At 69.3% G+C, this 11,823-nt stretch carries 10 protein-coding genes; 6 read left to right on the top strand and 4 right to left on the bottom strand.

Translation table 11 applies throughout. The features are described 5' to 3' along the window. The 4 genes from ABD224_RS17300 to ABD224_RS17285 all read left to right on the top strand — a co-directional run. The coding region (locus tag ABD224_RS17300) for a multifunctional oxoglutarate decarboxylase/oxoglutarate dehydrogenase thiamine pyrophosphate-binding subunit/dihydrolipoyllysine-residue succinyltransferase subunit (RefSeq protein WP_344050700.1) at nt 1-3,474 on the top strand (3,474 nt) is incomplete at its 5' end. Nucleotides 3,475-3,559: 85 nt separating this feature from the next. Beyond that, entirely contained in the window at nt 3,560-3,739 is a 180-nt protein-coding gene (locus ABD224_RS17295) for a DUF6104 family protein (RefSeq protein ID WP_067391436.1), read from the top strand. A gap of 445 nt (nt 3,740-4,184) precedes the next feature. Continuing rightward, the gene (locus tag ABD224_RS17290) at nt 4,185-5,090 is read left to right on the top strand and encodes a DUF4097 family beta strand repeat-containing protein (RefSeq protein ID WP_344050697.1); all 906 of its coding nucleotides are present in this window, start codon (nt 4,185-4,187) and stop codon (nt 5,088-5,090) included. A 1-nt stretch (nt 5,091) separates the two neighbouring features. After that, entirely contained in the window at nt 5,092-6,078 is a 987-nt protein-coding gene (locus ABD224_RS17285; RefSeq protein ID WP_344050694.1) for a PadR family transcriptional regulator, read from the top strand. A gap of 9 nt (nt 6,079-6,087) precedes the next feature. Here the strand turns inward: ABD224_RS17285 and ABD224_RS17280 are convergent, their stop codons facing one another. The 4 genes from ABD224_RS17280 to ABD224_RS17265 all read right to left on the bottom strand — a co-directional run bounded on the left by ABD224_RS17280 (nt 6,088) and on the right by ABD224_RS17265 (nt 9,344). Further along, complete coding sequence (locus ABD224_RS17280; RefSeq protein ID WP_344050692.1) at nt 6,088-6,645, bottom strand: Clp protease N-terminal domain-containing protein; 558 nt, start codon at nt 6,643-6,645, stop codon at nt 6,088-6,090. Continuing rightward, nucleotides 6,645-6,854 (bottom strand): HTH domain-containing protein, encoded by a 210-nt coding sequence (locus ABD224_RS17275; protein WP_344050689.1) that lies wholly within the window; start codon nt 6,852-6,854, stop codon nt 6,645-6,647. The genes ABD224_RS17280 and ABD224_RS17275 overlap by 1 nt, the downstream gene beginning before the upstream one ends. Before the next feature lie 109 nt (nt 6,855-6,963). Next, complete coding sequence (locus tag ABD224_RS17270) at nt 6,964-7,929, bottom strand: zinc-binding dehydrogenase (protein ID WP_344050686.1); 966 nt, start codon at nt 7,927-7,929, stop codon at nt 6,964-6,966. A gap of 194 nt (nt 7,930-8,123) precedes the next feature. Continuing rightward, entirely contained in the window at nt 8,124-9,344 is a 1,221-nt protein-coding gene (locus ABD224_RS17265) for an NAD(P)-dependent malic enzyme (protein WP_344050684.1), read from the bottom strand. A gap of 546 nt (nt 9,345-9,890) precedes the next feature. Between ABD224_RS17265 and ABD224_RS17260 the strand changes: the two genes are divergently transcribed. Together ABD224_RS17260 and ABD224_RS17255 are read left to right on the top strand one after the other, a co-directional pair. Next, nucleotides 9,891-10,850, top strand: coding sequence for an ABC transporter substrate-binding protein (locus ABD224_RS17260; protein WP_344050681.1), 960 nt, complete (start codon nt 9,891-9,893; stop codon nt 10,848-10,850). A 34-nt stretch (nt 10,851-10,884) separates the two neighbouring features. Then, nucleotides 10,885-11,820 carry an amino acid ABC transporter permease gene (locus tag ABD224_RS17255; protein WP_344050679.1) on the top strand — a complete coding sequence of 312 codons (936 nt, stop codon included), beginning with the start codon at nt 10,885-10,887 and terminating at the stop codon, nt 11,818-11,820. The last annotated feature ends 3 nt before the right edge of the window (nt 11,821-11,823 follow it).

Below are 11,823 nucleotides of genomic sequence, written 5' to 3'. Positions count from 1 at the left end.
GCCCGGACGCCGGCTCCGGCCGCGAAGCCCGCCGCTCGGCCCCAGGCGCCCGCGAAGCCGGCCGCCAGGGCCGAGGCCAAGCCCGCCGCCGAGGCACCCGAGGGCCCCGAGTACGTGCCGCTGCGCGGCCCCTCCGCCGCGGTCGCCAAGAACATGAACGCCTCGCTGGAGATGCCCACGGCCACGTCCGTGCGCGCCGTCCCGGTGAAGCTGCTGTTCGACAACCGCATCGTCATCAACAACCACCTCAAGCGGGGCCGCGGCGGGAAGGTCTCCTTCACGCACATCATCGGCTATGCGATGGTCCAGGCCATCAAGCAGATGCCGTCGATGAACTGGTCGTACGCCGAGAAGGACGGCAAGCCCACCCTGGTCAAGCCGGAGCACATCAACCTCGGCCTGGCCATCGACCTGGTCAAGCCCAACGGCGACCGCCAGCTGGTCGTGGCCGCCATCAAGAAGGCCGAGACGCTGAACTTCTTCGAGTTCTGGCAGGCCTACGAGGACGTCGTCCGCCGCGCCCGCGAGGGCAGGCTGACGATGGACGACTTCACCGGCGTCACCGTCTCCCTCACCAACCCCGGCGGCCTCGGTACGGTCCACTCGGTGCCGCGTCTGATGCCCGGACAGTCGCTGATCATGGGCGTCGGCTCCATGGACTACCCGGCGGAGTTCCAGGGCACCTCCCAGGACACCCTGAACAAGCTCGGCATCTCCAAGGTCATGACGCTCACGTCGACCTACGACCACCGGGTGATCCAGGGCGCCGCCTCCGGCGAGTTCCTGCGCGCCGTGGCCAACCTGCTGCTGGGCGAGCACGGATTCTACGACGACATCTTCGAGGCGCTGCGCATCCCCTACGAGCCGGTCCGCTGGCTCAGGGACATCGACGCCTCGCACGACGACGACGTCACCAAGGCGGCCCGCGTCTTCGAGCTGATCCACGCCTACCGGGTCCGCGGCCACGTCATGGCCGACACCGACCCGCTGGAGTACAAGCAGCGCAAGCACCCGGACCTCGACATCACCGAGCACGGGCTCACCCTGTGGGACCTGGAGCGCGACTTCGCCGTCGGCGGCTTCGCCGGCAAGACGATGATGAAGCTGCGCGACATCCTCGGTGTGCTGCGCGACTCGTACTGCCGCACGGTCGGCATCGAGTTCATGCACATCCAGGACCCCAAGCAGCGCAAGTGGATCCAGGACCGGGTGGAACGCCCGCACGCCAAGCTGGAGCGCGACGAGCAGCTGCGCATCCTGCGCCGGCTGAACGCGGCGGAGGCCTTCGAGACCTTCCTGCAGACGAAGTACGTCGGCCAGAAGCGGTTCTCCCTGGAGGGCGGCGAGTCCCTCATCCCGCTGCTCGACGCGGTCCTCGACTCGGCGGCCGAGTCCCGCCTGGACGAGGTCGTCATCGGCATGGCCCACCGCGGCCGCCTCAACGTCCTGGCCAACGTCGTCGGCAAGTCGTACGCGCAGATCTTCCGCGAGTTCGAGGGCAACCTCGACCCGAAGTCGATGCACGGCTCCGGTGACGTGAAGTACCACCTGGGCGCCGAGGGCACCTTCACCGGACTCGACGGCGACCAGATCAAGGTCTCGCTGGTGGCCAACCCCTCGCACCTGGAGGCGGTGGACCCGGTCCTGGAGGGCGTCGCCCGCGCCAAGCAGGACATCATCAACAAGGGCGGCACGGACTTCACGGTCCTGCCGGTGGCGATCCACGGCGACGCGGCCTTCGCGGGCCAGGGCGTGGTGGCCGAGACCCTGAACATGTCGCAGCTGCGCGGCTACCGCACCGGCGGCACGCTCCACATCGTCATCAACAACCAGGTCGGCTTCACCGCCGCCCCGGAGTCCTCGCGTTCCTCCATGTACGCGACGGACGTGGCCCGCATGATCGAGGCCCCGATCTTCCACGTCAACGGCGACGACCCCGAGGCCGTCGTCCGCGTGGCGCGGCTCGCCTTCGAGTTCCGCCAGGCGTTCAACAAGGACGTGGTGATCGACCTCATCTGCTACCGCCGCCGCGGTCACAACGAGTCGGACAACCCGGCCTTCACCCAGCCGCTGATGTACGACCTGATCGACAAGAAGCGCTCGGTGCGCAAGCTCTACACCGAGTCGCTGATCGGCCGGGGCGACATCACCATGGAGGAGGCCGAGCAGGCCCTGCAGGACTACCAGGGCCAGCTGGAGAAGGTCTTCACCGAGGTCCGCGAGGCCACCACCGCCTCCGAGCCGATTCCCGCGATCCCCCAGGACCCGCAGGACGGCTTCCCGGTCCCGGTCCCGACGGCCGTCTCCACCGAGGTCATCAAGCGCATCGCCGAGTCCCAGGTCAACATCCCCGAGGGCTTCACCGTCCACCCGCGGCTGCTGCCCCAGCTGCAGCGCCGGGCCGCCATGATCGAGGAAGACGCGATCGACTGGGGCATGGGCGAGACCCTGGCCATCGGCTCGCTGCTGCTGGAGGGCATCCCGGTCCGGCTGGCCGGCCAGGACTCCCGCCGCGGCACCTTCGGCCAGCGGCACGCGGTGCTCATCGACCGCAAGACCGGCGAGGACTACACCCCGCTGCAGTACCTGTCCGAGGACCAGGCCCGGTACAACGTCTACGACTCCATGCTGTCCGAGTACGCGGCGATGGGCTTCGAGTACGGCTACTCGCTGGCCCGTCCGAACGCGCTCGTCATGTGGGAGGCCCAGTTCGGCGACTTCGCCAACGGCGCCCAGACGGTCGTGGACGAGTTCGTCTCCTCCGCCGAGCAGAAGTGGGGGCAGACCTCCGGCGTCGTCCTGCTCCTGCCGCACGGCTACGAGGGCCAGGGCCCGGACCACTCCTCCGGCCGCCCGGAGCGGTTCCTGCAGCTGTGCGCGCAGAACAACATGACGGTCGCGATGCCGACCCTGCCGTCGAACTACTTCCACCTCCTGCGGTGGCAGGTGCACAACCCGCACCACAAGCCGCTGGTCGTCTTCACCCCGAAGTCGATGCTGCGCCTGAAGGCGGCGTCCTCGAAGACGGAAGAGTTCACCACGGGCCAGTTCCGGCCGGTCATCGGCGACACCTCGGTCGACCCGAACGCGGTGCGCAAGGTCGTCTTCTGCGCCGGCAAGGTCTACTACGACCTCGACGCCGAGCGGCAGAAGCGGGGCGTGAAGGACACGGCGATCATCCGCCTCGAGCGGCTGTACCCGCTGCCGGGTGCCGAGCTCCAGGCGGAGATCAAGAAGTACCCGAACGCCGAGAAGTACCTGTGGGCCCAGGAGGAGCCGGCGAACCAGGGCGCATGGCCGTTCATCGCCCTGAACCTCATCGACCACCTGGACCTGGCGGTCGGCGCGGACATCCCGCCCGGCGAGCGGCTGCGCCGTATCTCCCGTCCACACAGCTCCTCTCCCGCCGTGGGGTCCGCGAAGCGGCACCAGGCGGAGCAGGAACAGCTGGTGCGCGAGGTGTTCGAGGCGTAAGCGCCCTTGCGGGTCGTGCACGGCCGGGCCGCACCCCTTGGACGGGGTGCGGCCCGGCCGCTTCGGCACACCTATCCTTGACCTCATGTACTTCACGGACCGTGGCATCGAAGAGCTGGAGAAGCGGCGGGGCCAGGAGGAGGTCACTTTCGAGTGGCTCGCCGAGCAGTTGCGCACCTTCGTCGACTTGAACCCGGACTTCGAGGTACCGGTGGAGCGGCTGGCGACCTGGCTGGCCCGGCTGGACGACGAGGACGACGACTGACGACCGGGCGGACGGCCACGGCGGACGGCCGTACGACGGAAGAGGACAGCTGAACAACGGCCGGAGGACGACGAGCAGAGGCCCGCGCGCGTCGTCGGCGGCTGCATGGGGCGTCCCTCGGGGGCGCCCTGCTGCTTTTTCGGGGCCGGCCGGCACGCCCCGGACGCCCGGACGTCGTATGCCGCAAGGGCCGCCGTAGTCGCAGGGGGGCGTCGTGGTCACCGGGGCCGTGTCCCGGACGCCGTACCGCAGACGCCGCGTCGCGGATGTCGCATCACAGGCGTCACGTCACGAGTGCCGTATCGCAGGTGCCGTACAGCAGACGTCACAGCACAGGTCTCGCCTCACCGGAACGAGTGTCTTGACTTCCCAAGAGCACGATATATCGTGTTCAGTAGGCGACGCGATATGACGTGTTGCGTCCCATGACGGGGAGGTCTCCACCATGTCCGAGTGGTCCGTCGGCGAGCCCAGGAAGCTCACCTTCGACGAGCCGGTGACCGAGCTGAACGTCCGCATCGTCAACGGCACGGTGAACGTGATGGGCACGGACGGGAGTTCCGTCCGCCTGGAGATCTCCGAGATCGAGGGACCGCCTCTGATGATCACCCAGCAGGGCGGCACGCTCACCGTGGCGTACGAGGACCTGCCCTGGAAGGGCTTTCTCAAGTGGCTGGACAGCAAGGGCTGGCAGCGCAGTGCCGTGGTCTCCGTGGCCGTTCCGTCGAGCACACGGGTGGAGCTCGGGGTGGTCGGGGCCGCCGCGATGGTCTCGGGAATCGACGGGCGCACGGTGGTGAAGGGCGTCTCCGGTGACACGACCCTGGTGCGCCTGACCGGCCCGGTGCGCGCGGACACCGTGTCGGGCAGCGTGGAGGCGCAGGCCCTCTCGGGCCCCCTGCGGTTCAACTCGGTGTCCGGGGATCTGACGGTGGTCGACGGCGCCGGCTCCTCGGTGCGGGCCGACTCGGTGAGCGGTTCGATGATCGTCGACCTCGATCCGGCGGGCAGCCCCACCGACGTCAGTCTGACCAGTGTCTCCGGCGAGATCGCCATACGGCTGCCCCACCCGGCGGATGCGCGCGTGGAGGCGAACACGGCCAGCGGGGCGGTGTCCAACGCCTTCGAGGACCTGAAGGTCACCGGTCAGTGGGGCGCCAAGCGGATCACCGGACGGCTCGGCGAGGGCAACGGCAGGCTGAAGGCGACGACCGTCTCCGGCTCGATCGCCCTGCTGCGGCGCCCGCCGGCCGAGGACGAACCGCGGGAGACGGGGCCACGGAACACCCGGCCGGACGAGGATTCCACCGATACTCCGACCGACGGCACGACCGACAAGAAGGTGCTCTGACATGCCTCCCGTCTTCGCCCACGGCCGCCTGCGCCTCTACCTGCTCAAGCTGCTCGACGAGGCCCCGCGCCACGGCTACGAGGTGATCCGGCTCCTCGAGGAGCGCTTCCACGGGCTGTACGCGCCCTCGGCGGGCACCGTGTATCCGCGGCTGGCCAAGCTGGAGGCCGAGGGCCTGGTCACCCACACCACCGAGGGTGGCCGCAAGGTGTACTCCATCACGGACGCCGGCCGGGCCGAACTGGCCGACCGCAGCGACGAGTTGGCCGATCTGGAACTGGAGATCCGCGAGTCGGTCGCCGAGCTCGCCGCGGAGATCCGGGCCGATGTGCGCGGTGCGGCGGGCAACCTGCGGCGCGAGATGCGCGCGGCGGCGTCCCGGGCCCAGCAGGGCACCGGGGAGTACGACGGCTTCGAGGACAAGGAGGCCTGGCAGGCCGCCAAGGAGGAGATGCGCCGGATCAAGCAGGCGTGGAAGGAGCAGACCCGGCGCGCCAAGGACGAGAGCCGCAGAGCACGCGAGGAGGCCCAGCGGGCCCGGCGCCAGGCCAAGGAGGCTCAGGAGCAGGCGTGGGCCCAGGCGCAGGAGGAGCTGCAGCGCATCACCCGGCGGGTCCAGGAGCATGTGCAGAGCCACTTCGCCCGGGGCGACTGGCCCACCGGCCTGCGCGAGGGCCTGGCCGAACTGGCCAAGGAGTTCAGCGACTTCGGCAAGGACCGCGCCTTCGGCCGCACGGCGTCACGCGTGGAGTACTCCGACACCCCGAAGGACTTCCCCGCCGACTACGAACCGGCCTGGGCACATGAGGACTTCACCGGTGACCCGGCCCGCGATCTGGAGCGTCTCCTCGACCGCTTCCGCGACGACATCCGCGATGCGGCCCGGGACCACGGCATCACCGCCGCCCAGCTCCGGGACGCACGCCGCCACCTCTCCTCGGCCGCGGCCCACATCACCGCCCTCCTCCACCGGAAGAAGACCGGCTGACGTCGTGCGTCACCCCGCCTTGGCCTCGCCGCCCCCGTGGAGCACCCGGCTCACGGACTCATAGGTCATGCCGTGACCGGCGAGCACCTCGGCGGGGACACCGGGCCGGCTGACGAGGGCGAGCAGGATGTGCTCGTCGCCGATGTGCCGTTCCCGGCGGGCGAGGGCGATGCGCAGGGCCCCCTGCAGCACGCCCTTCGCCCCCTTCTCGAACGGGACGTGCCCCACCCTCCGGCCCCGTCTGCTCCCGGACAGCGCACCGATCCCGTACGCGTCCTCCACCCGGGCCACGATCTCCGCCACGTCGATCCCCAGCCCGGCCAGGGCCTCCGTCTCGGCCCGCGTCAGCCCGCCTCGTCTGCGGACCTCCGCCAGCTCCGCCCGCACGGCGTCCTTCCACTCCCCTCCGCCGAGGACGGCCAGCGCGAAGGACGCCCGGCTCCCCTCCCTCTCCAGCAGCCCGAGCAGCAGATGCTCGGGAGCCACCGAGGCCGCCCCCACCGCCGCCGCCTGCTCGACCGCCCCCTTGACCACCGCCCGGGCGTCCTTGGTGAAACGCTCGAACATCAACGCCTCCCGTACTTCTTGTGCACGGCCTGCCGGCTCACACCGAGTTCGTTGGCGATCTCCTGCCAGGACCAGCCCTGGTTGCGCGCACTGCGCACCTGGACGGCCTCCAGCTGCTCCAGCAGCTTCCGCAGGGCGGCGACGGCCCGCAGCCCGACCCTCGGATCACGGTCACCGGCCCGTTCGGCCAGATCGGTTGCCTCACTCACCCTGTCAACCTATGTTGACATCACCCCTATGTCAACCCCTGTTGACACACCAGCGGCCGGTCCGAACCCGGACCGGCCGCTCGAAGTGCGCCTTCCCTCAGCTGTTCTCTCAGTTGTTGGTGAGCACGATCTTCCCGAACAGCTCTCCCGACGCCATCCGCTCGAAGCCCTCCCGGGCGCGCTCCATCGGCAGCACCTCGTCGATCACGGGCCGCACCCCCGTGGCCGCGCAGAAGGAGAGCAGGTCCTCCAGCTCGTCCTTGGTGCCCATGGTCGAGCCGACGACCTTCAGCTCCAGGAAGAAGATGCGGGTCAGCTCGGCGTGCGGGGGCCGGTCGCCGCTCGTCGCCCCCGAGATGACGAGCGTGCCGCCGGGCCGCAGCGACTTCACCGAGTGCGACCAGGTGGCCGCGCCGACGGTCTCGAGCACGGCGTCCACCCGCTGCGGCAGCCGGGCCCCCGGCTCCAGTGCCTCCACCGCGCCGAGCTCCACCGCCCGCTTGCGCTTGGCCTCGTCCCGGCTGGTGACGAACATCCGCAGCCCGGCCGCCTTGCCGAGCAGGATCGCGGCCGTGGCGACACCGCCGCCGGCCCCCTGCACCAGGACGGAGTCCCCGGGACGCACCCCCGCGTTGGTGAAGAGCATCCGGTACGCCGTCAGCCAGGCCGTGGGCAGGCAGGCCGCCTCCTCGAAGGAGAGCTCCCTGGGCTTGGGCAGGATGTTCCAGGTCGGCACGGCGACCTGCTCGGCGAAGGTGCCCTGGTAGCGCTCGGTGAGGATGGACCGGGGCTCCTTCGGCCCGACCCCGTGCCCGCTCTGTCCGATCACGGAGTGCAGGACGACCTCGTTGCCGTCCTCGTCGACGCCGGCGGCGTCGCAGCCGAGGATCATGGGCAGTTTGTCCTCGGACAGGCCCACTCCCCTGAGCGACCAGAAGTCGTGGTGGTTCAGGGAGGCGGCCCTGACATTGACGATGCTCCAGCCGGGGCGGGCCTCGGGGGCCGGGCGCTCCCCCGTCTCCAGGCCGTTCAGCGGCTGGTCGCGGTCGATTCGGGCGGCGTAGACAGCGAACATGACCTTGACGATAGGGGCGCACGCACGCCCGCGAAACCGCACGCCTCTGTGACACACGCCCTCTTGCCCGGAAGAAGGAGCCGTGCCGGAGAGCGGGACCAAGGAGCCGCGCCGGAGAACGCGCCGGAGAAAACGCGCCGGAAGGAACGGCCCCGCCCGTCGGCGTCCGTCCGGGCGGGGCTCGTCGGGTCACGTCAGCGGCGGGCGACACCCTCCGCGCGGGCCGCCGCGGCCACCGCCGCGGTCACGGCCGGCGCGACCCGCTCGTCGAACGGCGACGGGATCACATAGTCCGCGGCGAGGTCGTCCCCGACGACCCCGGCCAGCGCCTCGGCCGCCGCGATCTTCATGCCCTCGGTGATGCGGGACGCCCGCACCTGCAGCGCACCCGCGAAGATGCCCGGGAACGCCAGGACGTTGTTGATCTGGTTGGGGAAGTCCGACCGTCCGGTCGCCACGACCGCCGCGTACTTGTGCGCGATCTCGGGGTGCACCTCGGGAGTCGGGTTGGCCATGGCGAACACGAAGGCGCCCTTGGCCATCGACGCCACGGCCCTCTCCGGCACCGTGCCGCCGGAGACGCCGATGAAGACATCGGCGCCGTTCAGCGCCTCCTCCAGGGACCCGCTGATGCCCGCCTTGTTGGTGGACTCGGCCAGCTCCCGCTTGACCGGCGTCAGATCGTCCCGGTCGGCCGACACGACACCCTTGCGGTCCGCGAGGGCGACATCGCCGATACCGGCCCCGACCAGCATCCTGGCGATGGCGACACCGGCCGCACCCGCGCCCGAGATGACGGCCCGCAGCTCCTCGATCCCCCGCCCGCTCAGCCGCGCCGCGTTGCGCAGCGCCGCCAGCGTCACGACCGCCGTGCCGTGCTGGTCGTCGTGGAAGACCGGGATGTCCAGACGCTCCTGCAGTCTGCGCTCGATCTCGAAGCACCGGGGCGCCGAGATGTCCTCCAGGTTCACCCCGCCGAAGGACGGCGCGAGACGCGCCACGGTCTCGACGATCTCGTCGACGTCGGTGGTGTCGAGCGCGATCGGGACGGCGTCCACGCCGCCGAACTGCTTGAACAGGATCGCCTTGCCCTCCATCACCGGGAGGGAGGCCTCGGGGCCGATGTCGCCCAGACCCAGCACGGCCGTACCGTCGGTCACGACAGCGACGACGGACGACTTCCAGGTGTAGTCGTGGACCAGCTCCGGCTGTTCCGCGATCGCGGAGCACACACGCGCGACGCCGGGCGTGTATGCCAGGGACAGGTCGTCCTTGTCGCGGACGGGCACGGTGGCCTGGACAGCCATCTTGCCGCCGCGGTGCAGCGCGAAGGCCGGGTCGAAGGAATCGAGCGGCTCTGCTCCGCTCTCCTGCCCCGTGCTGTCGCTGCGAGGATTGACGATCTCCGCTGCCACTTGTTTTTACCCCTTAAGTATTCATGGTTTGAGGGTTGCCACTCCCTGGTGAGGGGTGGGCGGGACCGCGCATGGTCGATGGCTGATGCGGTCAGACCCATGCGCGACGGATGCGCCGCACACGCACCCTGAGCCCCGGATGAGGGGTGTAAGGATCCTTCTTACCGGACGGACGGCGCCGACGACGAGTGCATAACGCAAAGGTCACATGACGCCGACCTGACATCTGCCCCGTAAAGGGCCTATTTCCCGCCAGATCCCGGCGATGGGCTCAAAAGCGCCCCATTACTCCGTTTCGGCAGGCCACACCCCGAGATGGACCGAAGGTCTTCCGGCCAGAGGAAGCTGCCGCCGCAGATGATTCGGCAATGACAGCCTTACTCCGTGTGTCCGGGTGTTGCCCGTTACCCGATTTTGACATGACGAGACCCCTGGATGGCGCAATCCGAATGGCAAGATGCCGTCAATCACACGAGGCAACGACACCCAAAGGTGTTGCCCTCGTCCACTCATCGGCAGCCCCATCCACCAGCCGGAGGAACCACCATGACCGCAAGCTCCACCCGTCGTACGACCGCCGCGCGCTCCCGATGTGCCGCGGTGTCTGCGATCGCGGTCGCAGGCGCCCTGCTGCTCACTGGCTGCGGTGACCAGACGAAGAACAGCGACAACTCCTCCGGCAGCAGCTCCGCCGCCTCCGCCCCGCTGGCCGACAAGCTCCCCGCCGACATCCGCGCCAAGGGCGTCATCCGGGTCGGCTCGGACATCGCCTACCCGCCGGTCGAGTTCAAGGACGAGTCGGGCAAGGTCGTCGGCATAGACCCGGACCTCGCGGACGCGATGGGCAAGCAGCTCGGTGTGACCTTCCAGTTCGAGAACGGCACCTTCGACGCCCTGCTCACCGGTCTGCGCTCCAACCGCTACGACATCGCGATGTCGGCGATGACGGACAACAAGAGCCGTCAGGAGGGCCTCGACCCCGAGACGGGCAAGAAGGTCGGCGAGGGCGTCGACTTCGTCGACTACATGGTCGCCGGTGTCTCGATCTACACCCGCAAGGGTGACACCAAGGGCATCACCGGCTGGGCCGACCTGTGCGGCAAGAAGCTCGCCGTGCAGCGCGGGACCGTCTCGGAGGACCTCGCGAAGGCCGAGGCGAAGAAGTGCCCCAAGGGCAAGACGATCGCTCTCCAGCGCTTCGACGACGACCAGCAGGCCCAGACCCGTCTGCGCTCGGGCGGCGCCGACGCGGCCTCCTCGGACTTCCCGGTCGCCGCGTACGCGGTCAAGACCTCCGGCGGCGGCAAGGACTTCGAGATCGTCGGCGAGCAGGTCGACTCGGCCCCGTACGGCATCGCGGTGAGCAAGAAGAACACCCAGCTGCGCGACGCGCTGCAGGCCGCGATGAACGCGATCATCCAGAACGGCGAGTACCAGAAGATCCTGGAGAAGTGGGGCGCCCAGGACGGTGCCGTGAAGGAAGCCGTCATCAACGGCGGCAAGTGACCGCACCGGAAGCGGCCACTGAGAGGCAACACCCGTGACTGCTGACATCGACAAGACGGCGGATCCCCAGGGCGCTCCCCCGGCCGGGCCCCAGGCCATCAAGGCCATCCCGGTCCGGCACTACGGGCGGTACGTCTCCGCCCTCATCGCCCTCGCGATCCTCGCCGCGATCCTCTACGCCTTCAGCCAGGGCAAGATCAACTGGCAGGCGGTGCCGGACTACTTCTTCGACGACCGGATCATGACCGGCGTCGGCAAGACCCTCCTGCTGACGGTCCTGTCGATGCTGATCGGCATCGCCGGCGGCATCATCCTGGCGGTGATGCGCCTGTCGAAGAACCCGGTGACCTCGGCCATCGCCTGGTTCTACATCTGGTTCTTCCGGGGGACCCCGGTCCTGGTCCAGCTGTTCGTCTGGTTCAACCTGGGCCTGGTCTTCGAGTACATCAACCTGATGCCGTTCTACAAGGACTACTGGTCGAACTTCATGACGCCGCTGCTGACGGCGCTGCTCGGCCTCGGTCTGAACGAAGCGGCGTACATGGCGGAGATCTGCCGGGCCGGTCTGCTCTCGGTCGACGAGGGCCAGACCGAGGCGGCACACGCGCTGGGCATGAGCCACGGCAAGACGCTGCGCCGGATCATCATCCCGCAGGCGATGCGCGTGATCGTGCCTCCCACGGGCAACGAGGTCATCAACATGCTGAAGACGACCTCGCTGGTGTCCGCGGTGCAGTTCTCGGAGCTGTTCCGCTACGCCCAGGACATCGGTCAGATCTCCGGCGCCCCGGTGGAGATGTACTTCCTGGCCGCCGCCTGGTACCTGATCCTGACCTCGGTGCTGAGCGTCGGGCAGTACTACATCGAGCGCTACTACGCCCGCGGCTCCACCCGCAACCTGCCGCCGACGCCGTGGCAGAGGGTCAAGGGACACCTGATGTCCTTCTCCAGCAGGAAGGTCACGGCATGACCG

The organism is Streptomyces thermoalcalitolerans (genome assembly GCF_039525155.1).
GTDB lineage: Bacteria > Actinomycetota > Actinomycetes > Streptomycetales > Streptomycetaceae > Streptomyces > Streptomyces thermovulgaris.
Note: the sequence above shows the minus strand (reverse complement) of the source record. Positions and strands in the feature narration are given on the sequence as shown.